The sequence below is a fragment of the Sediminispirochaeta bajacaliforniensis DSM 16054 genome (assembly GCF_000378205.1).
Lineage (GTDB): Bacteria > Spirochaetota > Spirochaetia > DSM-16054 > Sediminispirochaetaceae > Sediminispirochaeta > Sediminispirochaeta bajacaliforniensis.
The window spans coordinates 25,869-50,245 of record NZ_KB899418.1 but is presented as its reverse complement, the minus strand read 5'-3'; the positions used below and the strand labels follow the sequence as shown (position 1 = coordinate 50,245).

The following is a 24,377-nucleotide window of genomic DNA, read 5'->3' as shown; positions in this document are numbered from 1 at the left end:
TGAGGATACTTTTTCGGATTTAAGGAGAAAGAACGGCAATGAAAAAGTCGACCATGTGTTTGGCATTGTTTTTGAAGTGTTCCGGACGGGGCGGGGCGGCATTGGCAAAAAGCGCCGTCCGGGCGAGATAGGATCTGGCCATCGGGATAACAACATCCCCGAAGGTTTCAAAATTATCGATGTTGCGAATAGTACCGTCTTTGATTCCTTCACCTACGATCTGCATGAACTGTTGGCGTAAAAGGCCGATATGGGAGACAATCATACGTGCCACATCGCGGGAAAGCTCGTTCCTGCAGAAGGCTACTTCCGTATTCGTCGTGATATCACCATTCTCGGGCTCGGCGAGAAAATGATCGACGAAAAGACGAAGGACCTTCTCCAGCTTTTCGATGCCGGAGACGGGAGTGTTCCGTATCGCTTCTATTTCTTTGGTCTGACGGATTAAGTTTTCGATAACGATGGTGGCAAGAATATCGGCCTTGGTGGAGAAATGGGTATAATATGACCCCTTGCTGACATCGGCCCTTGTCGTTATGTCGAGGACCGTTGTTTTATCGTAACCTTTTTCATAGAACAGCTTTTTGGCAGCGGTTATAAGCCGCTGCCTTGCTGCAGATTGCTTCCTCTTAACCCGCTCACTCATGTTTTTCCATGCTACCAGCTTTTTTGTCTTTGGTCGACATAATCGAAATTATCTAAGAGATGCCCCCTTACGGGGATTTCCCTTCCTTGGAGAAAAGAGCAGATGATAGAGTACCGGTACAAAACCGAGGGTAAGGATTGTCGAAAAACCTAACCCGAAGATAATGGCGGAGGCCATGGGAAGCCACAGCGGACCTCCAAAAAGCATAAGCGGGATCAGCCCCCCGATAGTGGTCGTTGTGGTAAGCAGAATCGGCCATAATCTTTTCGAAGCCGAAACGATGATGGCCTTCTCCAGGCTTCCCTTGTTTTTTCGTTCCGTTTCGATCCTGTCGATCAGAATGATGGCGTTATTCACCACTATCCCCGCAAGGGAAACAAGGCCGAGAAGGCTCATAAAGCTAAAGGGACTGCCGCTTACCAAGAGTCCGATAACTACGCCGATGAAACCGAAGGGGATTGTAACCAGAATGACAAAGGCCCTTCTGAGAGAGTTAAACTGTGCCACCAGTAGAAGAAGTATAAGAAGAAAGGCTAAGGGAACCTCCCTCATAATAGCCTTGTTTGCATCGGAAGATCCCTCCATCTCGCCGCCGAATTCGTAGGAAAAGCCGACAGGCCAATGCTCTTTTTCTTTTATCAGCCAACTATCGATCCTATCAGCCAGTTCGATGGCGCTTACATCCTTCGTCGTTTCTGCCTGGACGGTAATGGTATCAAGTCCATCTTTTCTGATAATGACCGCCGGCTGCCAGAGGAGGTCGACACCGGCCACCTGGGAAAGGTTGACCGCTTTTCCCGATGACTGGGCATAGGTCTGCAGCGATGAAAGTCTGTCGATGTCCCTATCGTCTATCGCACCATCTTTGAGAACAATGGGAATGATCTCCTCATCCCCGCGATATTGGGAAACTGTAATACCCTGTGTAGCGGCCTGCAGTGATATAGCAATATCCTGATTACTCACCCCGGCTTTTCGTGCAAGTTCCTCGTCGATGGTGATATCAAGCTTCTTGACATCGGCTCCCCAGTCGTCCCGAATATGTTTTAAACCCTTTGTCTCGGCAAGTTTTGCCTTTAGCAATCCGACGATTTCCATCAGCTGCCTTCTCTCCGGCCCCGAGATGCGAATCTCCACCGGAGCATCAACTTCCACCCCGGTAGTAAAACGCTTTTGGGTCAATCGTGCATCGGGATGCTTTGTAGTCGCATAGTTTTCGATTTTGGCCATGAGCGGCTCTATGTCCTTATAATCGCTGGTGTTGATGATGATAAAGATGTATTCCGGTCTGGCTGATTCCGGAGAAACATTGAGCCGAAATCGTGGGATTCCTCCTCCGACGAAGGTTCCCCAGCTAACCACATCTCCTTTGTCGGCGCCCCTCTCTGTGGTGAGAAATCGGTCGAAGTCTCTTGCTACCTCTGCCGAACGCTCAATTGAGCTTCCCCGGGGAAGAACTACCTCTGCGGTGAAGACGGGAAAGTCTGCGGTAGGGAAAAAAGAGGAGGGGATGCGAGTGAAAAGGCAGAGTGCTCCGATGAACGCTGCCATAAGCACCAGGACAACTATACCTCTATGTTTCAACATGCGTGCAAGCAACGTTTCGTAATAGGCAGGAAAACGGGAAGGTGATGTTTTGTTTTTCCTTTGAGATGCTTTCGCTTTTCTTCCCTGATACCTTTTTGCAAGGAGCCGTTGAGCAAAAAAGGGAATGATTGTCGTGGAGATCATCCATGAGGCGAGAAGCGTGATGGATACGACCCAAAAAAGCGGCCGGGTAAATTCTCCTGTCTGATTTTGCGACATGACAATGGGAAGAAAGGCGAAGGCGGTGGTTAGCGAGCTTGTAAGGAGGGGAATCCGTAATTCTTTTACCGATTTTAGGGAGGTATCAAAGACCGTCATCCCCTCTTTCATCAGGACTGTTGTGGATTCCGTGATGACGATGGCGTTATCCACCAACATCCCCAAAACGATAATCAGCGAGGCAAGTGACATTTGATCTATCCAGATTCCCGTCGCCTTCATAATGCTGAGGGTGGTAAGCATCGAGAGCGGGACCAATGAGGCCACGAGAATTCCCTCCCTGAATCCCAGGAAGAAAAACATCACGATGAGGACAATGATCATGGCTTGAAGTACATTGGATGTGAAGGTCGATATAAGATCCTCGACTATGCTGGGCTGAAAAACAATGAAATCGAAATTTATCCCGATGGGGTAGTGGTCTTTCATATCTTCGATCAGGGCCCTCATCTGATCTCCCATGGTCGTGATATTTCCACCTTCTTTCATATTGACGGCTATGAGAACAGCATGTTCTCCGTTTGCCGAGATGTACTTGTCGAAAGGGTGCTTTTCTTCTTTTACCACTTCGGCGATGTCGGAAAGGGGGACCACCTCTTGCCGGCCGGGAATAGTAATCAGGGTGCTCTTTAATGCCTCCAGATCGGCAAAGGAACCCGAGGGTTCTATCGAAATGCGTTCCTGCGAGGTTCTTATGCTTCCCCCCGGGCGGACGATGTTGGTGTTTTCCATCACACTTGCAAGCTGATACGGCGTAATCCGGAAATTTGTGAGTTGGGAAGAATCATAGCGTACGGTTATCTGTTCATCAGGTACCCCTTCTATACGTACGTCGCCAACCTGAGTTTCCTTTTGGATTTCCCGTTTCAGCCCTTCTGCAACATCTCCGAGTTCCTGAAGGGTAAAATCCCTGCCCGAAACGGTGAGGAGGATCGGATAGATATCGGAAAATTTGTCGTTGATATAGGGGCCTGTTATACCGTCGGGCAGATCTTGTGCGATTGATCCCACCACTTCTTCCAGGTCGCTCCATATGGGATCAAGATTGGAATATGCAAAGGCGATCTTGACACTGATGATCGAAACATCCGCTTTCGACTGCGAACGAACTTCCTCGACCTCGGGAATCCCCTCTATTGCATCTTCCAGGGGCTCGGTGACAAGTTTTCTGACTCGTTCCGGGCTTGCCCCTGGATAGTAGGTAATGACCTGCGCAACTCGTATGGTAAAGCCGGGATCTTCGGCCTTCGGCATGGATATATAGGAGTATATTCCGCCTACAATCATAAGAAGAATGATAATAACTGTCGTCCTGTTGTTGGTGATGGCCGCGCGCGTAAGATTCATTTCCCTCCCGCCTCCAATCGAACGGTCTCTCCTTCACTAAGAAGCCCCATCCCGGCGGTGACTATTTTTTCCCCGGGTGTGATACCTGAAAGAATTTCTATCCCCGCATTTGTCAGGCTTCCCGTTTCTACCTCCCGTTTTGTAATATGGGCAAGGTTTTCATCTTTCGGGATTGCTATGAAAAGAAATTCCTTTTCGTTTTCTCTCATGATTACATGTGACGGAACGATAATACTTTGCCGATCCCCTTGATGTTCCAGGGAAACAAGAACCTCCGCCGACATACCGGCGCGAATACCTTCGGGCATGTCGATGCACCGGGCGGTGACGGGGTAGAGGGTGTTTGATTGCTCGCTTCCGGCACCGATGGTTTGGATCCGGGCGGTGAGGGGCGTTTCCGAAATATCGACGATTTTGAGACGAATGAACTGACCCGGGGCCATGTACGATACAATCCTCCCCGGTACCGTAAAGCTAACCTCGTAGGCGTCATTGGATGAAATGATACCTATTGGCTGGCCGGCACTGACTATTTCATGTTCGTTTACTGTCAGGCAGGCGATGGCCCCTGTGAGAGGTGCCTTCATGGATGTGGCATCAAGTTTTACCCTTGCCGCTTTCAGTTGTTGCTGGGCTGCACTCTGATTTGCTTCTGCCACTTTCAGAGAGGTGAGTGCTGCATCCAGATCACTGCGACTTATCCCATCGTTTCGATATAACTCCCGTGTCCTGTTGTAGTCGGTTTCAGCATGTAGCGCTTGCACATCGGCACTCTGCAAGGCCGCTTCTGCCCGCGTGACTTCGATCTGATACTCTTCTCTTTCTATTTGAGCGATGGTCCGTCCTTTTTCCATGATCTGGCCTTCGTCACAAAAAATCCTTTCGATCCTTCCCGATACCTTAAAACTTAGTTTCACTTCCTGTGCAGCACGTATCGTCCCTACATAGTGATAGAGCCTGTTTTGATCCCCTTCTCTTGCTGTTATCGTACACACGGGCCGATACTTTTGCGTCTGCTGTGTTTGTTCTTCTTTTACTGCGCAGGAAAGTACCGCCATAGTCGATATGGAGAGAAGAAAACATGAAATCACCTTATGCTTCATCTGTTTACTGCTCCTTGCTGCTGTCCTTGTAGTCTTGTATCAGTTGCCTCATTTTTTCTTCGGAAAACAGTGCTTCGCTTCGACCTGCAAGCCTAAGAAGCCTGGAAGAGAGAATATTGAGTTCCGCTTTGAGATCTATGGTTTGCTGCCTGGCTAAGAAAGCATCTTGCTGGGCGTCGAGAAGTTCGTAGCTTGTTGCAATTCCTTGCACATATGAGTGCACGGTGAGATCGAGAAGCTGCTGTGCAGCTCGTTCTCCTGCCCTGCTTTGGTCCAGTTTCCTGCTGACGGCAAGTGCCTGAGAAACCACTTGCCGTACAACTTGTTCTATCCTGTTCCGCCCGTCGAGCAGGCTTGCGGTTGCTTGATCGACCTTTGCCTCTGCCTTGTGCAGTTGCGCCGTTCTTTCCGTTCCCGTAAAAAGGGGGAAGGATACATTAATACCAATAAGCCAGCTTGTATCATCCGCATCTTCGGATTGGAGGTTGATTTCCGGGAATCCGGAAATTTGAATGCTTGCTGGTGAAGATGCTCCTGCTGTGTAGAGGCTCCGTTCAAGCTGCGCTACCAGGGAAATCGTTGGGGAGTAGAAGGCCTTTCGTCTATATTGTCGCTCTTTTTCCGAAGCCCGTACAAAGAATCCTAAGGCTGCCAGATCCGGGGAATAGGCATAGACCTCAGAAAGGAAAAAGGCAGTCAGCTTCTCACTTTTGCGTCCGTTGTCAATTTCTGAAAGGAAGTGTTCCCATGTGTCTCCGCCAGGATTACTTTCGGGAACGATATAGTGTTTGCCTTCTTCCGTAAAACCAGTGACTCTGAAGAGCTCCAAGCGGGCATTTTTTGCCGAAAACACGGCATCAATAAGCTGCTGGGAGTCCCGGGCCGTTTTAGCCTCGAAACGCGCAACATCGGCCTCGCTTCCCTGTCCCGTCTTCTTAAGTAGTTTTGCACGACCAAGATAAGCCCTTGTGCTTGCAAGGTTTTCCTGGGCTGCCCTCACCGAGGCATCGGCCTGTATGATCGTATAATAGGCATCGGTCGTAGAAGAGAGTATGGAATCGAGGGTACTGGAGTTTTGCTGTTTGCTTTGTTGTAAGAGTGATTTTTGGATATCATATTGTGCCCACGCTTCTTCTGACCACAAAAGCTGTTGAAATTGTAAGCCGCCGATCAGCTGGAGTTCATCCGGGGTTCCGAGGCTTTCGGCCCGGTCTTTATCGATGCGGCTTCCCTGTAGGTAGGTATCGAGGGAGGGGAGTAAGTGGCTGCGTGAAAGCGCTGTTGTGGCTTCTTGAACATGTACTGCATCTTCCGATGCCCTCAGTTCGGGACTATGCCGCTTTGCCAGCTCCAGCAGCTCCTTTATATCGGGAAACGGTACAACTGCACTGGAGCTGCCAAGTAGTTCTGCCGCAAGAAGGGTTTCCCAGCTAAGGGAAAGACCTATATTGTCTGCACTTGAGAGGTTTATCGATAGTTTGGGCGGGGGATGTATTTCCACTAATGGCGTTGTCAGGGCCTTCCATCCCGCTTTTTGCTGATCGAGACTTACGACAATTTCCCGTGCAAGCTGTGTCGTTAATGCGGGCTTATAGGCTGCCAAGGCGCCCAATTCAACCTCTTTTTCTCCGGCACCGCTAATAAGGGGGATATGCAGTTTGCTCGATGCAAGATATAGCTGCCGGCGTTCTTTTTCCGATAGACGAGCGGTTGGTAAGAGATAGAAGGCATCATAGTCCAATGCTTGAATGCCTTCGATCATGGTCTCTGTATCTGTGTAGTCCAAGAGCTCAATGCCGACTTCGCTATCATCCGCTAAAGCTTCTTGATACCAGCTGGGGATTGTATCGTTCCATCGGGAAAGATCCTGGTCTGCCATCACCCCTATACGGGTAAAGTTGAACTGCTCTTTTGCTCTCCCTATTTCTTCTTTCGGTATAGGCGGGACCGATATAACAAGAACGTTTCCCGATGTGCCTGCAAGCATCCGTAGCTCTGCCACCGCCTTATCCGGGAGTCCTTCGCAAACCGAAAGGATGATATCTTCCTGGCCAGCTATGGCAAAGGCCGTTTTCGAGCTGGCATATCCCAAGGCAAGAATCCTCTTGAAGCCATGTTCCGGCCAGGCCTTTTTTACCTTGATGATCGCTTCCGGCGGAGCCATACTCAATATATTGTCCGCAATGAGCACCGGTTCGGCCATTATCTCTTCGTTGCTGAACTGCTGTGTAATCTCGGCCAGCAAGGGGACGTAGTTTTCCGAGGGACCGTCCAGGATAAGTGCAAGTTCCTCCGCATTTGCCTGAACTGCCATAAGGATGAGAAAACCTATCGCTACTCTTTTTCCGTTTCGTATCGTCATATACCATATTCCTGTCTATTAGTCATTATTGACCATTGGTCAATAATGATATACCTTAAGCTTATGAGCCGATGTTTGTCAACACGGGATGTGCAACAAGGGAAGTACATCCTGAAGATAGCGGGATGTCTTTTGGCATGTGCTTTTATGGTACGGCCGCCCCTGTTTGCCGACTCTCAAGTTTCCATCTGTCCCGCATTCTCTTTACAGGTTTACGGAAATAGGGAAACTTCCGGCAGGGAGGGCCTTGATAAATCGGGAATAAGCATCGGGGTTGATACGCCACTCTTTCCTTTACCCTTTGGGGAAAGGGGCGGTGTCTCTGCCTCACTGGTCTCCTATTTCGATAGAGTACATAGTCGAAATATCGAAGGCTCCGAAGAATATCTGTTACACCACATGTCAGCCTCTATCGGTGCGGTACTTGGTTATTCCGAAGGGATCATGCTCCTTAGCCGGTTGGGCCTTGAATATCTTTGGGATCGGGACCTGGAACCTTTAGGGGAGGCCGGGGCAATCTTCCTGATGGGGTTGATCTCTCTGCCGTTGTCCGATTTTTCCACTCAATGGGGAGTCGTTTATTCAGAAAATTTCGAATACCCCTTGCTGCCGATAGTGGGGATTTCAAAGGAATGGGAAAATGGTCTCATCGTTTCACTATTATTTCTCTTTCGCTTTTCGTTTACCTACCCGTTAAGCAAGCGCCTTCGTTTATCCGTAAACGCTATCAACAGCTCGACACTAACGGTCGTAAAAGCCGAATCATCCGATGGAGTGGTAGATACAGAGGCGCTCAATCTGGCCCAATTTTTGATCGGTCCCATGCTTTCCTACGATACCGGGGGAGAGCTTTCGTTTGAACTCGAAGGCGGTTTAGAGCTCCGGCGCCGTTTGGATACCTCGGCCGACCTTGATCCTGCTTTTTACGGCCGACTGACAGTGAAGATAAAAACCTGCCGGGCCCTACCGGCAGGTTGAAAATCCTCCGTCGACAACGATATTTTGGCCCGTGATATAAGAGGATGCCTCCGAGGCAAGGAAAAGTGCGGTTCCCATGATTTCTTTGTTGAGGACTCCCATGTGACCGAGCGGAGTTCTTTCCGAATAGGCCTGCACAAACGCTTTTGTTAATTCTCCCTTATCAAAGCCGCCTGGGGATATAGCATTTACCCTTACATTGAAAGGGGCCATATAGGCCGCCAAATCCAGCGTCATCCCGATAATTCCGCCTTTCGATGCTGCGTACTCGACAGGTTGTTCTTCCTTCTTCGCTTTGTGGTACATCGATCGATCACGTCCTGTAATACCGGCTATCGATGCTATATTGATAATCGATCCGGAATTTTGATCGACCATGTAGCGCCCGAAACTCTGACAGCAGAAGAGAGGGCCGAGCAGGTTGGTCTCGATCATAGAACGCATCAGCTCCGGATTACGTTCGAGGAAATTACATTTTCCCTTTCCCGACCCGCCTCCTGCGTTGTTTATCAGGATGTCTATGCGCTTACATTCCTCATGAACGCTGTCGGCAAGGGTTTTGCAGCTGTCATAGTTGCTTTGATCCAAATCGAGGCCGATTACCCTATTGTGGTATGTTTCGGACATAGACCGGGCGACATTCTCAGCTTTCTCCCGGGATCTGGAGCTTATAACTACCGTTGCTCCATATTCGGAAAGTGCACAGGCCATATCGTACCCAAGGCCTGTGTAGCCGCCGGTAACAACTGCAACCTTGCCTGTCAAATCAAATAATGTATGAAGATTTTCCATGCATGCCTCTCCATTGCCTTTAATCCATCAGATTGGGGAGGAACATAACGATATCCGGAAATATCATTAGTAAAAATAAGACGAAAAATAACGGTATAAAAAAGGGAATGATGGATTTGGATAATCGTTCGAAAGGGATGTTTCCCACTTTAGATACCACGAAAAGCGATACCCCCATCGGGGGTGTTAAAATGCCGACCATCATATTCATGGTGACGACCACACCAAAATGTACGGGATCTATACCAAGTTGCATTGCCACGGGAACAAGAATGGGAATTACCAAAAGGATAATGGCCATGGTTTCTATCATGGTTCCGAGAATGATCAAAAGAACATTGACCGATAGAAGAAAAAGGAGGGGATTTGCCGTATACGTAAGGAAGAAACTTGCAATTTTTTGCGGAATTTGTTCTCTGGCAAGAACATAGCCCATGAGCGATATTGCAGCGGTAAGAAAACCTATCACGGCGGTATTACTCAGGGTATCTTTAAAGATTTGTCGCATTTTTCTGATCGAAAAACTCTTATAGACGAAAATCCCAAGGATGAGTGCATAAAGCGATGTAACGGCCGCCGCCTCGGTGGGGGTAAAAACCCCGGAGAAAATCCCGGCAATGATAATGACCGGAGTTACCAGGGCGGGGAAGGCCTCTATAAATGCATGCCACCGTTCGGAGGCGCTCGCCTTTTTGTATATTTTGTAGTTCTGTTTTTTCGAATAAAAGTAGACATATACCATGAGGGAAAAGGCACAGAGAATTGCCGGAATGATTCCGCCCATAAAAAGCTTGCCCACCGATACACTTGCTATGGCGCCGTAGATGACCATGGGGATACTTGGCGGCATCAGGGGGCCGACCACACTTGATGCTGCAGTTATTGCGCCGCTGAAGCCGTCGTCATAGCCTTCTTCCCGCATCGCTTGAATTTCGATTTGGCCCAGTCCTCCGGCGTCGGCATGAGCCGAGCCCGACATCCCCGAAAAGAGAAGGCTCGCAAGGATATTCACGTGGCCCAGACCTCCGGAGATATGACCAACCATTGTCTTTGCAAATTTAAAGATACGATCGGTGATCCCCGTGGCATTCATGAGATTCCCGCTGAAAATAAAAAACGGTACGGCAAGAAGGGTAAAGGAATCAACTCCGGCAACTATGCGCTGTGCGGCCAGCATAATCCCTCCATGCTGCAGCATATAGATGAGACTTGCGATAATGATCGTAAAGGTGATGGGCATTCCTATCAGTAATAGAATGATCCAAGTCAAAAAGAATCCTATCATGTTTCACTTCCTCTTTTCTTCGTAAGCATGCATAACTTGATTTCATGAAGATCACCGAGAATATTGAATCCGGTACGAATTGTCATAAGTGAGAAAGTGATTGGAATTACTGCATACAGGGTACCGTTAGTGGTCGGTAACGTTAATGGCCGTTGCTTCACGGCGAAGGGCATATTCCGAATTCCGTAATAGACAATGATCACACAAGCTATGGCCATGACAATATCGGCGAAAAGTCGAACAGAAGATTGTACGGCTTTCGGGCACTTATTGACGAAGAGATCGATACCGATATGCTCTCGGTAGTGGATACCTTGACTTGCTCCGAAAAATACAATGTAGACGTAAAGCCATCGGGAAAGCTCTTCCGTCCAGATCGGTGCATAATTGATATGGATAGATATTAGCTTGATTCTGAAGAATATTTGCAAAAGAACCGAGAAAAATAAAAAAATAAAGCAAGTGATTTCCACACATTCTTCGAGTAATAATGTTCTTTCATACCATGTAGGGGCCTTCACAATATACTCCGATTATATAAAGGTGATAAAGGGAAGTTTCCCGATAATGTCTATCTGACGGGGAAACTTCCCACCCGTTTCTATTACAGCTTGATAAGCCTTTCGATCAAACCCTGAACACCAAGTTCTTCTTCTATCTTTGCATAATAGGGTTTCATCGCTTCCTGCATTGGTTTTATATCCGGATAGGTGATGGTCAAGCCCTCGGACTGGAAGAAACCTATGAGCTTATCCGATTCTTCGGTAACAAGTTTGATGCTTTCTTCTTTTGCAGCATGCCCTGCAGCCTCCAACCAGGAGTGCTGCTCATCTGAAAGCTTGTCCCAGCGTGCCTGCGAAAAAAGAATGGATTTGTCCTGAACAACGTGATTGTCGATGGCAATAGCGGCCTGAGCCTCATAGAATTTTTTGGATTCGATGGTCGGCAAGGGGTTTTCCTGTGCGTCGATGCTATTTGTCTTTAATGCGAGGTATACCTCATTAAAGGCGATGGTTGTCGGGCGTCCTCCCATTGCCTCTGCCCAATTTTTTAAACCCCGGGAGTTGGGGGTTCGTATCCTAAGGCCCTTGTAATCGGCGATGGAATTCAAAGGCTTGTTCGACGAAGTTTGTCGAGTACCAAACAGTGTTTGATCCAGAACCTTAATATTAAAGTCGCTACTCAGTTCCTTCTGAATTTTTTCTCCCCAATCGCTGGTAAGAATGCGTTCAATGTGATCGAGATCTTTTACGACATATGCCATCTCCAAAACCGAGAGTTCCGGAATTAAGCTGCTGACACCGCCGATGGGTTCCATATAGGCGTCCAGTTCATTCATTGTGACTTGTTGGATCATCTCTTTTGCATTTCCAAGTTGGCCATTTGGGAAAATATCGCATGTCATGTTCCCACCGGAGACTTCTTTGAGGGTATCTGCGAATTTCACCGCTACGGCATATTCAATACTGGCAGTATTCCCGTCAACGCCGAACTTTAGTGTAACCGGCTTATCTGCAGATCCGGAATCCTGCTCCCCCTGTGCAAACAATCCTATTGAAATGAATAGACAGATAGCAATGCTCAATAGTTTTTTCATAGCATACTCCTTCTCAATGATTTGTCACCAGACTAGTCTTAACCGTATTTTCACATCGAATTTCTGATATGTCAACTGAAATATTAACTGAAATATCAGTTGAAAAAGCATCTCAACTAGTATAGAATGCTCATAATGTCGCCAGAGTCGGAGTTTAAAGATGGAAAAAGACGAGGGACCGAAAGACAATAACGAATCGTTGGTCGATCAGGTCTATCACATGTTTTTGAATCAGCTACTGAATAACGAAATTGTTCCGGGTATGGTTTTAAATCGGAAAGATATTGCAAAGGATCTACAGGTTAGCATGGCTCCTGTACGAGAGGCCTTGGCACGTCTTACCCGCGAGGGGTTTATTGATACGCTTCCGAGGCGCGGTACCGTGGTAAAGGCGATCAATAAGGAAGATGTCCATGATTTACTGGTACTTCGCGAAGCAATAGAGTGCCAGGCCGCGAGAATCTATTGCGGCCAAGCCATCCTTGAGCATCGCAGCTTTCTTGAGGCATGTGCTCTTGAGGTTGACGAGCCCATTGATGATTTAATCGAACATTGGAAACGTGATATTCAATTTCATCATCAGCTTGTGGCTCTTACGTGTTCCAAATCATTGAGTGATAGTTTCAAGCGAGTAATGCGTGTGGGAACCTTTTATCAGGTCAATACCTTTCTCGCGCAGGAAGAGCGTCAGGAACGGTTAAGCCACAAAGCATTAATAGAGGAACTCACTACCGATGATCCCGATCGCGCGGAAAAGATAATACGCGACCATTTGAAAAGTGGCAAAAGACATTTCTACAAAGGATAAGCAAATGAAAAAGATGACGGGAATTTTCCCTGCGTTACTTACTCCGTTTTCAGGAACGAAAATTAATGAAAAAGCACTGCGCGCTATCGTTGAGTGGAATATAAAACAGGGGGTATCCGGTTTCTATGTCTGTGGCAGCACAGGAGAGGCTTTTCTCTTAAAACCGGAAGAAAGAAAACAAATCCTGGAAATTGTCGCGGATCAGGTTGGGAGAAGGGTATCGATCATAGCTCATATCGGGGCGATCGGAACCGATCTCACCCTCGATTTGGGACGACATGCCGTCTCCGTTGCCGGGGTCGATGCTGTCTCTTCCATTCCTCCTTTTTATTATCAGTTTTCTGTCGATGAGGTTGTCAGATATTATCTCGATATTGCTCAAACGCTTTCTTTTCCGGTGATACCGTATAATTTCCCGAAGCTTTCCGGTATCACTCTTACTCCTGATATTGTGAAAGCATTGAGAAAGGAGCCTCACATCATAGGTGTGAAATTTACCTCAAACGATTTCTACGGCGTAGAACGAATGAAGGCCGGTGATTCTGATCTCCTTATCTACAACGGTTTGGATGAGATGTATTTGGCGGGGCTCTCGATGGGAGTGGATGGCGCAATCGGCAGCACATTCAACTTTATGGCAGATAAATATCTTTCCATTACCTCTCTCTTTGCTTCTGGTGATATGAAAGAGGCCCGAAGGCTCCAGACAGAAGCGAATTCGATCATCGAGATGCTGCTTGAAACCCGCTGTTTCATGGCAGCTCAGAAGTATGTACTTGACCTCATCGGTTGCCCCTTCGGCGAACCCCGAGCCCCATTTTTCCCGCTAACCGAGGCTGAAAAAGAGATGTTGGCGAAGCGGGTGGCTCCTTTGCTTACTTCGATGACGTAGCGGCCAATTCGCGTATAAAGAAATTTTCCAAGCCGATCACACTTTTTGTGGTCGGCTTTGGGACAGCTGTAAAGTTTTCCTCTGTGACATCTCCTGTCTATGTGTTATACATAACGATATGGAGGAGTTTAGATAATGAAGAAATTTTTCTATTCCGGGCTTGCTGTACTTGCCTTACTTTTGTCCAGCTGTGCTTCTACGCCAATCATTGAGACCATGGTTCCCCGGGGGACGGCGCTCTATATGCAGATTCCCAACGGAGATGCTCTCATGACGGATCTCGACAAGTTTATGAAGCCGCTGGGCTTTGATGCGTACATCGGCGGTATCCCAATAAAAGATTTTTTGTCTACGATGCTTATTGCCAAAGGGATTCCTTTTACGATGGAAGAATTGAATTTTTCCCAGCCGGTGGGAGTTGCCTTGATAAGCGATGATATAACCGCTGACCCCGATAGGTTTATGCTTTTTATCCCTCTTGCCGATGTCGTAGATGTGAATAGCCTTGCCGAAAAGCTCAATTCCGGCGATGACCACTGGATGTTCTATAAAGGATATCTTGTTCTTTTTTCAAAGACCGAACTCATGGAAGATTTTCCGCCGAAGGAGCATACTGACCTCTCAACCCTTCGCGACTATCCCGATTCCTCGATCCAGGCATATTTGGACTTCGGCAGCCTGATAGATTCGCTGGGACTTGACGCCAAGGAGCTGTCTGATCAGATGGCTGCGTCGAACAATGGTGAGATGGCATGGGTCGGTACTCTCGTTGAGAAGTATCTTGCTCTGCTTCATGATATCGATTTTGTTTCAGCAGCGCTTAGTGCCGATGAAAACGGAATGGTGCTCAATAGTGACCTCTCCTTGGATGGAAAAACCGGTTCCCTGCTTCGTTCTCTCAAGCCTATGAATGATTTAGCGGAATTTGAGGCCCCTTATTTGCCCGATGCCATGATCAGCGGGGTTATGGGTCTCGATCCTCGGGACTCGAACGCTATGATGGATGCCTTTTACGGGTTTTTCCTGGACGATATGGATGGAACTTCGGAGGGTGCGAAGGCGCTGAAAACCATGATGGACGATTATCGGGCCCTGAATAGATTGGCTACCGGTTATGCGGCTTTCTCGTTCTCCATGGGGCTTCCTGCCGGTTCGGGAATTGAAGATATTCATTTCAGTTTAGGTATTGCCGCAGGTGCAAGTGACCCCGAAGCATATATTGAAAGGAGCAAGACTTCCGTCCGTAACGAGCTTACCGGCTTGCTGCTCAAGAAAATGTTCGGGAACTCGTTTCCCCTTGGCATAAAGCAGGAGATGGAAGAGGGGACAACTCCGGCTGGCCGTCCCTATCTCAAGCTTGTTACCAGCTATAGCGGAATTGATGCCCTCGGAGCGGAAGGTGAAGAACTCGAACGTTTTTCCGATCTCTATACGCTTTACATGTGTGCCGGTGATCACATGGTGTATTCCTATATGGGAAAGGGTGGACCGGCTATGCTGGATGCCTTTGTCGAGATGCCTCACCACCGTTTTGAGCCTTCTCAAGGGGCACAGAGTGTAAGCTTTCCGCATCTTTTCTGGACCGCCGATATTTCAAAGCTTTTTGCTCTCGTTCCCGCTTCGGAGATGCAGATTGCATTTCCCGATGGAATCACCTTGGGGGGAAGCGTCGGTTCGAAAAAAGAGCGGCTGATTTCCTCCCTCGTCTTCCCGATGGAGAGCTTTATGGCCATTATGAGGATTGGAGATACGACGGAAGCTCAATAGTCAGTGATTGGCTGTTCATGCTCTCTTTGAGGATGTTTTAGTAAGGATGTTTTAGATAGGGAAAACGGCCTCCGAAAAAGCGAGGCCGTTTTCTTGTCAATTTGGATATCGCTGATGAGTAATCACCACTATTCGGAACACTAATAATCGGTGACAGCAGGCAGGTTTTCCTCTTCATCGACACGGAAATAGGCTATCACTTGCTGCAGCAGCTTTGCCTGGGCGGCCAACTCTTCGGCCGTGGAAGCTGTCTCTTCGGATGCCGATGCATTATGCTGGATCACCTGATCAAGCTGAAGAAGGGCCTGATTAATCTGTTCGGCTCCGCTATTCTGTTCTTTACTGGCCGCACTTATTTCCTGAACGAGTTCGGCCGTTTTCTGAATGACGGGGACAAGGGCCTCCAGTTTCTGTCCGGACTCATCGGCTTCCTTGACGGTGTGTCGTGACAGTTCGTTTATCTCTCCTGCCGCCTTCTGACTTCGTTCTGCCAATTTGCGGACCTCGCTTGCGACGACGGCAAAGCCCTTTCCATGTTCACCGGCTCGGGCTGCTTCGATGGCAGCGTTGAGTGCGAGTAGATCGGTCTGCCGTGCAATCTCTTCAATAATGGTGATCTTCTCTACAATATTTTTCATTGCAACAACGGCTCTTGCGGCAATCTCTCCGCTTTCCTTTGCCTCAATGGCCGCCTGCTTGCTCATACGCTCTGTTTCTGAGGCATTATCGGCGTTGTTTCGAATGCTGCTTGCCATCTCTTCCATGCTGGCGCTTACTTCCTCGGCTGAGCTTGCCTGTTCCGAAGCTCCCTGACTGAGCTGCTCGGCACTCTCGCTGAGTTGTCCGCTACCACTGGTAATGTTCTCAGCCGAGTTGATGACCTCGGAAACAACACGTGAAAGCTGATTCTTCATGTCATTCAGGTTTTTTGCGAGTTCTCCCAGCTCGTCGTTTCGGGAAAGATATTGCCGGTCGACAGCAACGGTAAGGTTACCCATCGCAATTTCCTTTGCCAGATCTATCCCTTTGATAATGCTTTGAACGATATTGCGTGTTATAAGGAAGATAATGAGTGCTATAAGCAGAATAGCGACGATGCTGATGGCCACGGAGAGGAAGGCAAGATTTCGGGCTTGGGTCAGAACCACATCCATCGGAATTGAAATGCCGAAGGCCCAGTTCTCTTCTACACCGGTTATGTGGAGAGGATAGATGGTCTGCAGGGAGACAACCTTGTCTTTTGCCGATTCCTGCTGAAACTGAAAAACAGTTCCATTCTTAACGGCTTCGCTAAAGGCCTGTTTATATTTTGAATTGACATGCTCCAATGCAGATGTGCCTATCATGTCGCTTTGAGGATAAGCGGCCATTGTCAGCTCCTGGCTTACGGCATAGGCATAGCCGACTTCAAAGGGTTTAATTCCGGCAACCAGAGCCTGCATCTGTTCCATGGAAAGGTCGAGGCCTGCGACACCTACAGCCTTACCGTTTACCCGTATGGGAGCGGCTAGGCTGATCACCATTGTATTCTTTCCGCCGATTTCGTAGACGGTCGGTTCGGTTACATACAGCCTGTTTTCTTTTAACGGTACCTCATAATAAACCCCACCGTCGTAATCCATTGTCGGTTCGAGATGTAAGCCTCCCACGCGATTCCAGTAGGGAATGAATCTGCCCGTCTCGTCATGCCCAACCGTATCGATATACAGCTTGTCCTTACCGTCAAAGGCATTCGGCTCCCATACCATCCATACCCCAAGAAGATCGGGGTGCTCCTGAAGAATGGTTTTGAGCATCAAATTTGCCTCTTCCCGCCCAATGTCCAACTTGTTTTCTACGATCGATGCCATAGCACCTGAAATGGTTTTTGCAGTTTCAAGCCCGACAACAATTTGAGATATAAACTGATTGCCCTGATGCGCTGCTATCTCCAACGCTAGGCTTTCCGCATCCTGCTTCGCACTTTTGCCGACACGTACGACGATCAGGGTCGTCATTCCACCCAGAACCATGACCACCGTCAGCAGAATGGGAATGAGAATTTCGTTTCTTAGTTTCATCTTCATTGTGAACCCCCGAATTCATATTGTAGTAATGGAGAGGCAAAGTTCAACATTTTGCTATCAAAAAATAATGAGTATTGTCTTTCGACCTAAGAATGGATTACCCTTACGTGAATATATCGGAGGCTGGAGGATAGTTTGTGACGGTCGTTGTTCTCGACGATGAAGAAAAAGTGTGTCGGTTGATACTTCAGCTGGTTGATTGGTCTTCCCTGGGAATGGAGGTGGTCGGTACGGCATACAACGGCATCGACGGCCTGGCCCTTGTAGAGCGTGAAAGGCCCGATCTTGTCATTACCGATATCCGTATGCCCGGACTTGACGGCCTTGAGTTGATCAGACGAATCAGGGAAAGTACGGAAGGTATCGATTTTATCATTGTAAGCGGTTATCATCAGTTCGAATATGCCCATAACGCTATTCGTTACGGTGTAGAGGATTACTTGCTCAAGCCCATTAAAAAGGATGAGTTGACAGCCACCTTGGAAAAGATAGCGGAACGGCATTATCGGCGTGTTTCTGCAGAGCAGAGTAGTCGGGAACTTGCTGCTCGTCTTGAAAACAGCCTTGGCAAACTTCGAAAAGATTTTTTCCATGATTTTGTCTTTGCTTTCCCTTCCGATTGTCATGTTGAACTGGAAACGATCAACGATACCTATGGCTATCACTTTCGCGACGGCCTTTTTCAAGCCATCATGATAAAGATTGATTGTCCGCCCTCTGATTTTTCCGACGGTATTGTGCGCATGATCGCGGAAAAGGCGGAATCGGCTTCTCATGCCTTTCTCGATGGGTGTTCAAGCGATTTGGAACTTTATATCGGCGTGTGTCGGATACATATTGTGATTGGGTATCCGGAATCGGAACGACAAGAAGTAAGAAAAGCGGTAAAACGTATCAACGACGAATTGCAAGTCCAGGGGAGTATCTTTGAGGTCGTTCAGCTTACCACTTCCCTCGGACAGGCCATCGATGCTATCGGACGAATAGCCGAGTCCCGCAGAGATGCCGAGATCGCCATAGGACAACGCCTCTTTTCTCAAACCGGTCAGCTGTATGAGGAGCTTCCCCCTTTTTCGTCCGGTTCTTGTAATGATGCCCTGGCCGTATGGAATCGTGATATGGAACATGCCTGTGATCTCCTTGATACAGAGGCGGCCATGGGGGCTGTCGACAGACTAATGCGCTCGGTGTTGTCACAGAAAGCGTGTACAGGCGTTCTTCTTCTTGATGCGCTCAAGGATGCCGGTCATCGCCTTTTTGTTCTTTTAAGAAATCGCGGTGAGGAGTTCCTTGAAGATCTTTCGGCCCTTGAGAGGCGTTTCGAGAGTGAATTGGACCTCCTGCCTAGTGTAAAGGCCCTGCATGATCGTCTTCGCACACTCACAAAGACTCTTTTGGAATCGATGGCCGAATCACGGCGACAGGCGGAGAGCCGGCCAATCAGAGAGGCCAGACGTTACATCGGTGATCACTACAGGGAGAGCGGAATTTCTCTTGAACAGGTAGCCGACATAGTGGGTCTCAGCCCCTCTTATTTCAGCCTCATATTCAAACGGGAAACAGGGTCCGGTTTCCTTGAGTATCTGACTGGTATCCGCATTGATTACGCAAAAGAGCTTCTGCGCTCTTCCAAGCAGACGGTCGCTCAGATTTCTTCTGCGATCGGGTATAGCGATACGAAGTATTTTACCCGGCTTTTTAAACGGATGGTTGGAATAAAACCGAGTGAATTTCGCAAGTTGTACAGTTGAGGTGCCCCGTGGTTCGAAAAATGGGTTTGATGGTACAGCTTTTACTACTCTTTGCACTTCTTTTCTTTGCCATGCTCATCGCCGTGGTGGTGCTATGGTCCCTTGCCGCCGAAGAGATTGTCTCAATCTGGCTTCCCTTGCTTTTCTCCGTTTTTCTGGCGACCCTTTTTGGCATAACCTGGCAGAAGATCGTGGTTCCCTTTAACGAAACTGAGAAATTGCTTGCACTTTTTGCAGCGGGTTATACCCTGGAGGGGGTCTACGACGTCCGGTATCCCTACAGCGCGGGAATGCATGACACCCTTGCAAGGCTGAACGAGCTCTTGCAGACCCGGGATCTGCTTCAGGCGAGTAAACGTCAGGAACAGTATCTTGCCCTGCAAAACCAGATAAATCCCCATTTTCTCTATAACACCCTGGAGGGTATTCGCAGCGAGGCCTTAAGTGCGGGGGTACATTCCATAGCCGAAATGACCGAGGCCCTTTCCACCTTCTTCCGCTATACCATCAGTACCATGGATCATCTTGTTACGGTCGAGGATGAGCTCGGCAATATCGAAACCTATTTTCTGATTCAGCAGTATCGCTTCGGCAAGCGGCTGCAGCTGCGTATTGAGATAGACGAGGCTGAGCGCTCGGAAATTTATGCCTACCGCTTGCCCAAGCTGATTCTTCAGCCCATTGTAGAGAACTCTATTCTGCATGGCCTGGAACGTAAGGTCGGGGAGGGGCTCTTGCGGGTTCAGCTGGAAACGACCGAGACCCGCCTACTCATTACCGTGAGTGACGATGGCGTCGGCATGGAAAACGAAGTGCTCGAGGAACTAAATCGAAATCTTGCCATACGTTCTCTAAGTCATGTGAGTGGAGGACGGAATCGGGGTGGCATTGCGATCGTAAACGTCAATAACCGCATCAAACTTCTTTTTGGTGAGCAATATGGGGTGACCATTACCAGTACACCATCCGTCGGTACCGACGTGGAGGTTGTTTTGCCGCGGATCGTTGATCAAAAATCGGGGGTACAATGAGGAAGGAGCTCCTGTGGCTTGACAGAATCACGATCTATCGGGAAAACGTCAAGTTGCTTGATTCGCTGAGCATGCATCTCTTTGTGGGGGAAATTCTCGGGCTTATACCCATCAACGCCCAGGGGTTGGAGGAGCTCCTCGACCTCATCAAGTATAACGGGCCTATCCGTTACGGTTATGTGTGGTTTTTCGAGAGGGTAGTGAATGACTATCGCTGGAAGCGTTCGACTGCGAATCCTGTTGCCGTTATTGAAAAACGGAGCAGGCTCATCGGGTCGATGAGTGTTACCGACAATATATTCGTTGTTCGTGGCGGCATGAAAAAGTACCTCATAAACGATGGGGTGCTTTCCGATCAGTTGGAACGGTTGTGTGAGGGGCTTGATATCTCAATTCCCCCGCATGAACCGGTAGAACGATTGCCCTTTTTTACGCGCTGGCTGGTGGAATTGCTGAAAGCAGTGGTTGCCGGTGCCCGTTTGATCATTATTAGGGATGTTAGTAATGTTGCGAGTCCCGTTGACCTGTCGCGTATCCATCGGGTGATTCGCTACTATGCCTCCCTCGGCCTCTCGTTTCTCTATGTCTGCAACCATCATGAAGAGGTTTTTCCCCTTTGCAATCGAACGGTCTTGATGGAGGATGGGAAAATCCTCAAGACCCTGCGAGCGGACCAAATGAATAACGATCTCATGTGCCGCTTCCCCCAGGGGTTTGTTTTTTTTATTAACAAGGATGCTCCCAGGCAGACAACCGATAAGCGGAGAGCCGAAAAACCCGTTCTTGAGCTTCGAAATCTCTATCGGGAGACGATTCAGGACCTTTCGCTCTCACTTTTTGCCGGTGAATGCCTTATCCTCCTTGACCTCGATAATTCCCTGCTTTCCCCATTCCTCGCTCTTTGTCGTGATAAAAAAACGCCGGAAAAGGGGAGTATCCGTATAGCGGGCCGCTCTTTTTCAAAAGCCAGACGGCTTTTTGCCTTCATCGATGAAAAACCCACCCGCAGTAACCTCTTCGCCGATATGAGCTATCTGGATAACCTTTGTTTCCTTGCCGATGATCGTCTCCCGTTCTTCTGGACAAAGAGGCGTTATCTGCGAAGCATTCGACGGGAATACCTTCCGCTGATAGGACCGGTGATCGATGCCCCTTCCCTTGCAGGGCTCTCGCTCCACGATCTTTATGAGTTGGTCTATCATCGTATATTGTTACAGAAACCGCGTCTGGTTGTCTGTGTCCAGCCTTTTGCCGGCATCGATTTCTATCAGAGACTTCGTATCATTCAGCTTATCAATCTGATCAGGCAGCGGGGAATTGCTGTCCTCATTCTTGCTGTCAGTCTTTCCGATTCCCTTCAGGTCGCCGACCGGCTTTTGGTGGTAAAAAACGGCAGAGTCGTGCGAGAAATAGCGCGACAGACCTTCTCTTCTCTCGATTCCGTACACATATCCAAAGAATGACCCCCTTTTTACCAATTTCGTCACCCTTTACAGATTACGGAAATGGCCTTGTACTGGATGTATGAACGAAGTAATCGTAACCATGGAACATATTGATAAGTCGTTTCCCGGGGTCAAGGCACTGGATGACGTCTCTTTCGAGCTGCGTTCGGGAGAGGTAATGGCCCTTTTGGGAGAAAACGGCGCAGGTAAGTCCACCCTCATGAAAATTCTCAGCGGTGTCTATACCCGCGACAAAGGGGACCTCACCATTTTCGGAGAGTCGGTAGGGGACCTGAACCCTAAGCTGGCGAAAAGGCATGGTGTTGCAATCATCCATCAGGAACTCAACATGTGCCCTCATCTTACCGTTGCCGAGAATATTTTCCTCGGGAGGGAACATGTGGTTGCAGGGGGGATCCTCAACGATCGGGATATGAGGCACCAGGCGGCGGATATCCTTGGCCAGCTTCAGATCGATATCGATCCCGACATGCTTGTCGGTGACCTTGCTGTTTCCAAACAGCAGATGGTGGAGATTGCAAAGGCTCTCTCCAGTAATGCACGTATTCTCATCATGGATGAGCCGACCAGTGCCCTGACAAGCAAAGAGATCGACGATCTTTTTATCCTTATCAGGCAACTGAGAGCGAAAGGACACGGTATCGTCTATATAAGTCACCGTCTTGAAGAGCTGAAACATATCGTTGATCGGGTGACCATCATGCGGGATGGGAAGTTCATCCTTCAAAGCAATTTTACCGATTTGACCATGGATCAAATTATCGGAAACATGGTCGGCCGAGAGATCAATGAACAGTTTCCGCGTATCGAAGGTCACAAGGGAAAGACCATTTTCGAGGTGCGTTCCCTCAATGCCGGACGGATGGTCCGCGATGTCTCCTTTACGGTCAATGAAGGAGAAATCGTAGGCATTGCCGGTTTGATGGGTGCGGGCAGAACCGAGACGACCCGGGCGATTTTCGGTATTGATGCGAGGGATTCAGGAGGTTTTATCCTTGACGGTATGCCCATTTCCATTGATTCTCCCGCAAGCGCCATTCGTCAGGGCGTGGTCCTTGTTCCCGAAGATCGTAAGAAAGATGGACTGTGCATAAAACTCTCCATCCGTGAAAATATCGCCTTACCGAACCTTGATATCATCTGTAACCGTCTGGGCGTGGTAAACCGCCACCGTGAGTCGGAGATGGTGCGGCAGACGAAAAAGAGTTTTTCCGTGCGCATGCCGAATGCCGACGTTCCCGCCGCCAGCCTTTCTGGAGGAAACCAACAGAAGATCGTAGTAGGTAAGTGGCTTGCAAGAAAAAGCCGAATAGTTATGTTCGACGAACCGACCCGAGGTATCGATGTTGCGGCGAAGGTTGAGATCTACAACCTCATGAACGAATTAAAGCGCGAAGGGATCGGGGTTCTGTTCGTCTCGTCTGAAATGTCGGAAATCATGGGCATTGCCGACAGAATCATCGTGATGTGCGACGGAAGGGTAACAGGGGAGCTTGATGCTTCGGAGGTTACCCAGGAAAAGATCCTCGAACTTGCGACCAGATTTGAAGACAAGTTTGGTGAGGAACGGGAACCGGCATAAGAACCGGACTTACTTGAAAAAGATTACTGAAGAGAAGAGGTAAATGGTAGTATGGTTAACGAAGATAAGAGAGTAGGTGTCTTAAAACGGATGTTATCGGTCCGGGGTATGGGGCAGGTGCTCACCGTAACGGTTGGTTTGATTTTCCTTTGTGTAGTGTTCGCCATCCTTAATCCTGTATTTTTCTCGTCAAAGAATTTGAGCAATCTCCTTCGTCAGATAGCTCCTATTTTGCTCATTGGTATTGGTCAATCATATGTACTTATCACCGGCAATATCGACCTTTCGATTGGTTCGGTGGTCGGGATGTCGACAATGATCAGTGCTACTCTCATGACCAAGGGAATCAACCCATGGGTTTCGGTATTGTTAACCCTTATCGCTTGTCTTGCTGTCGGAGTGGGTAACGGTCTGCTTGTTTCTCTATGCAAGGTTCCTCCCTTTATTGCAACCCTTGGAACCATGACCATCGCCCGGGGAATCGCACAGATCGCCAACAACAACTACAATACCGATTCCATCGGAGAGGCGGCGCAGGGATTTCGAGACTTTTTCTACTATGGGAAGACCTTTAATCTCTACAACACCATATGGATAGCCTTTGTGTTGTGGGCCATTTTCAATTTTGTCCTCAGCAGGACACGGACAGGACGCCATATTTATGCAGTCGGTTCGAATATCGATGCAGCCCGGCTTTCCGGGGTCAATATTGTTGTCGTCACGACCAAGACCTACGTGATCAGCGCCTTTTGTTCGACGGTCGTCGGTTTGATTTTTTGTGCAACCAGCGGGATGGGAGCAATGGATGCGGGAACCACCTACGAATTGTATGCTGTTGCTGCTTCGGTTATCGGCGGTGTTTCCACCCTCGGCGGCCAGGGGCTCTTGCTCGGTACCGTGGTCGGTGCCTCAATCTGGGGCGTTTTACAGAATGGTCTGCAGTTTGCAGGTGCCCCGGTGGCCATTCGAAACATTATTATCGGTGTTATTGTTGTCGTCAGCGTTTTGCTTGATGTGATTGTCCGGTCAGGTTCCTTCAAGCTGCGGAAGGATAAAAGCGCAGCACAGGCCGCGGAAGCCTAATCTAATAGCGTGTAT

General features: G+C 48.6%; 18 protein-coding genes. 9 read left to right on the top strand and 9 right to left on the bottom strand.

The annotated features are described in order from the left end of the window. Positions 1-19: 19 nt before the first annotated feature. The 4 genes from F459_RS23235 to F459_RS0113060 are packed head-to-tail and all read right to left on the bottom strand — an operon-like array spanning position 20 to position 7,264. The gene (locus F459_RS23235; protein ID WP_020613173.1) at positions 20-646 is read right to left on the bottom strand and encodes a TetR/AcrR family transcriptional regulator; all 627 of its coding nucleotides are present in this window, start codon (positions 644-646) and stop codon (positions 20-22) included. A 48-nt stretch (positions 647-694) separates the two neighbouring features. Then, complete coding sequence (locus F459_RS0113070; protein WP_020613172.1) at positions 695-3,799, bottom strand: efflux RND transporter permease subunit; 3,105 nt, start codon at positions 3,797-3,799, stop codon at positions 695-697. Then, positions 3,796-4,902: an efflux RND transporter periplasmic adaptor subunit gene (locus F459_RS0113065; RefSeq protein ID WP_020613171.1), complete on the bottom strand. Its 1,107-nt coding sequence runs from the start codon at positions 4,900-4,902 to the stop codon at positions 3,796-3,798. Before F459_RS0113065 ends, F459_RS0113070 begins: the two co-directional genes overlap by 4 nt. A 4-nt stretch (positions 4,903-4,906) precedes the next feature. Beyond that, positions 4,907-7,264, bottom strand: coding sequence for a TolC family protein (locus tag F459_RS0113060; protein WP_020613170.1), 2,358 nt, complete (start codon positions 7,262-7,264; stop codon positions 4,907-4,909). 63 nt (positions 7,265-7,327) lie between these two features. Here F459_RS0113060 and F459_RS0113055 point away from each other — a divergent pair, with 63 nt between their 5' ends. Continuing rightward, positions 7,328-8,242 carry a hypothetical protein gene (locus tag F459_RS0113055; RefSeq protein WP_154651686.1) on the top strand — a complete coding sequence of 305 codons (915 nt, stop codon included), beginning with the start codon at positions 7,328-7,330 and terminating at the stop codon, positions 8,240-8,242. Here the strand turns inward: F459_RS0113055 and F459_RS0113050 are convergent. The 4 genes from F459_RS0113050 to F459_RS0113035 all read right to left on the bottom strand — a co-directional run bounded on the left by F459_RS0113050 (position 8,228) and on the right by F459_RS0113035 (position 11,916). After that, positions 8,228-9,034: an SDR family NAD(P)-dependent oxidoreductase gene (locus F459_RS0113050; RefSeq protein WP_020613168.1), complete on the bottom strand. Its 807-nt coding sequence runs from the start codon at positions 9,032-9,034 to the stop codon at positions 8,228-8,230. The two genes, F459_RS0113055 and F459_RS0113050, sit on opposite strands and share 15 nt — an antisense overlap. 19 nt (positions 9,035-9,053) lie before the next feature. Beyond that, positions 9,054-10,319: a TRAP transporter large permease gene (locus F459_RS0113045; RefSeq protein ID WP_020613167.1), complete on the bottom strand. Its 1,266-nt coding sequence runs from the start codon at positions 10,317-10,319 to the stop codon at positions 9,054-9,056. Further along, positions 10,316-10,750, bottom strand: coding sequence for a TRAP transporter small permease (locus tag F459_RS23230; protein ID WP_169517949.1), 435 nt, complete (start codon positions 10,748-10,750; stop codon positions 10,316-10,318). Before F459_RS23230 ends, F459_RS0113045 begins: the two co-directional genes overlap by 4 nt. A 173-nt stretch (positions 10,751-10,923) precedes the next feature. Beyond that, complete coding sequence (locus F459_RS0113035) at positions 10,924-11,916, bottom strand: DctP family TRAP transporter solute-binding subunit (protein ID WP_020613165.1); 993 nt, start codon at positions 11,914-11,916, stop codon at positions 10,924-10,926. Positions 11,917-12,076: 160 nt separating this feature from the next. Between F459_RS0113035 and F459_RS0113030 the strand changes: the two genes are divergently transcribed. The 3 genes from F459_RS0113030 (at position 12,077) to F459_RS0113020 (ending at position 15,383) form a co-directional block, all read left to right on the top strand. After that, positions 12,077-12,724 carry a GntR family transcriptional regulator gene (locus F459_RS0113030; RefSeq protein WP_020613164.1) on the top strand — a complete coding sequence of 216 codons (648 nt, stop codon included), beginning with the start codon at positions 12,077-12,079 and terminating at the stop codon, positions 12,722-12,724. A gap of 4 nt (positions 12,725-12,728) precedes the next feature. Then, on the top strand, positions 12,729-13,616 hold the full coding sequence (locus tag F459_RS0113025) for an N-acetylneuraminate lyase (RefSeq protein ID WP_020613163.1): 888 nt from the start codon (positions 12,729-12,731) through the stop codon (positions 13,614-13,616). A 135-nt stretch (positions 13,617-13,751) separates the two neighbouring features. Beyond that, positions 13,752-15,383 carry a hypothetical protein gene (locus tag F459_RS0113020; protein ID WP_020613162.1) on the top strand — a complete coding sequence of 544 codons (1,632 nt, stop codon included), beginning with the start codon at positions 13,752-13,754 and terminating at the stop codon, positions 15,381-15,383. 140 nt (positions 15,384-15,523) lie between these two features. Here F459_RS0113020 and F459_RS0113015 read toward each other — a convergent pair whose 3' ends face one another. Continuing rightward, entirely contained in the window at positions 15,524-17,449 is a 1,926-nt protein-coding gene (locus tag F459_RS0113015; RefSeq protein ID WP_020613161.1) for a methyl-accepting chemotaxis protein, read from the bottom strand. A 137-nt stretch (positions 17,450-17,586) separates the two neighbouring features. Here F459_RS0113015 and F459_RS0113010 point away from each other — a divergent pair, with 137 nt between their 5' ends. The 5 genes from F459_RS0113010 to F459_RS0112990 all read left to right on the top strand — a co-directional run bounded on the left by F459_RS0113010 (position 17,587) and on the right by F459_RS0112990 (position 24,362). Further along, positions 17,587-19,200, top strand: a complete 1,614-nt coding sequence (locus F459_RS0113010) for a response regulator (RefSeq protein WP_020613160.1) — start codon at positions 17,587-17,589, stop codon at positions 19,198-19,200. Between the two features lie 8 nt (positions 19,201-19,208). Continuing rightward, entirely contained in the window at positions 19,209-20,231 is a 1,023-nt protein-coding gene (locus tag F459_RS0113005; RefSeq protein WP_026295025.1) for a sensor histidine kinase, read from the top strand. After that, positions 20,228-21,694, top strand: coding sequence for a sugar ABC transporter ATP-binding protein (locus F459_RS0113000; RefSeq protein WP_020613158.1), 1,467 nt, complete (start codon positions 20,228-20,230; stop codon positions 21,692-21,694). Before F459_RS0113005 ends, F459_RS0113000 begins: the two co-directional genes overlap by 4 nt. 61 nt (positions 21,695-21,755) lie before the next feature. Further along, the gene (locus F459_RS0112995; protein ID WP_020613157.1) at positions 21,756-23,279 is read left to right on the top strand and encodes a sugar ABC transporter ATP-binding protein; all 1,524 of its coding nucleotides are present in this window, start codon (positions 21,756-21,758) and stop codon (positions 23,277-23,279) included. 51 nt (positions 23,280-23,330) lie between these two features. Further along, the gene (locus F459_RS0112990; protein WP_020613156.1) at positions 23,331-24,362 is read left to right on the top strand and encodes an ABC transporter permease; all 1,032 of its coding nucleotides are present in this window, start codon (positions 23,331-23,333) and stop codon (positions 24,360-24,362) included. The last annotated feature ends 15 nt before the right edge of the window (positions 24,363-24,377 follow it).

Coding starts and splice junctions, on each gene's coding strand:
- F459_RS0113065 (WP_020613171.1), bottom strand. CDS start 4,902: ATGAAGCATAAGGTGATTTCATGTTTTCTTCTCTCCATATCGACTATG.
- F459_RS0113015 (WP_020613161.1), bottom strand. CDS start 17,449: ATGAAGATGAAACTAAGAAACGAAATTCTCATTCCCATTCTGCTGACG.
- F459_RS0113035 (WP_020613165.1), bottom strand. CDS start 11,916: ATGAAAAAACTATTGAGCATTGCTATCTGTCTATTCATTTCAATAGGA.
- F459_RS0113020 (WP_020613162.1), top strand. CDS start 13,752: ATGAAGAAATTTTTCTATTCCGGGCTTGCTGTACTTGCCTTACTTTTG.
- F459_RS23235 (WP_020613173.1), bottom strand. CDS start 646: ATGAGTGAGCGGGTTAAGAGGAAGCAATCTGCAGCAAGGCAGCGGCTT.
- F459_RS0112995 (WP_020613157.1), top strand. CDS start 21,756: ATGAACGAAGTAATCGTAACCATGGAACATATTGATAAGTCGTTTCCC.
- F459_RS0113000 (WP_020613158.1), top strand. CDS start 20,228: ATGAGGAAGGAGCTCCTGTGGCTTGACAGAATCACGATCTATCGGGAA.
- F459_RS0113045 (WP_020613167.1), bottom strand. CDS start 10,319: ATGATAGGATTCTTTTTGACTTGGATCATTCTATTACTGATAGGAATG.
- F459_RS0113030 (WP_020613164.1), top strand. CDS start 12,077: ATGGAAAAAGACGAGGGACCGAAAGACAATAACGAATCGTTGGTCGAT.
- F459_RS0113050 (WP_020613168.1), bottom strand. CDS start 9,034: ATGGAAAATCTTCATACATTATTTGATTTGACAGGCAAGGTTGCAGTT.
- F459_RS0113025 (WP_020613163.1), top strand. CDS start 12,729: ATGAAAAAGATGACGGGAATTTTCCCTGCGTTACTTACTCCGTTTTCA.
- F459_RS0113060 (WP_020613170.1), bottom strand. CDS start 7,264: ATGACGATACGAAACGGAAAAAGAGTAGCGATAGGTTTTCTCATCCTT.
- F459_RS0113055 (WP_154651686.1), top strand. CDS start 7,328: ATGAGCCGATGTTTGTCAACACGGGATGTGCAACAAGGGAAGTACATC.
- F459_RS0113070 (WP_020613172.1), bottom strand. CDS start 3,799: ATGAATCTTACGCGCGCGGCCATCACCAACAACAGGACGACAGTTATT.
- F459_RS0112990 (WP_020613156.1), top strand. CDS start 23,331: ATGGTTAACGAAGATAAGAGAGTAGGTGTCTTAAAACGGATGTTATCG.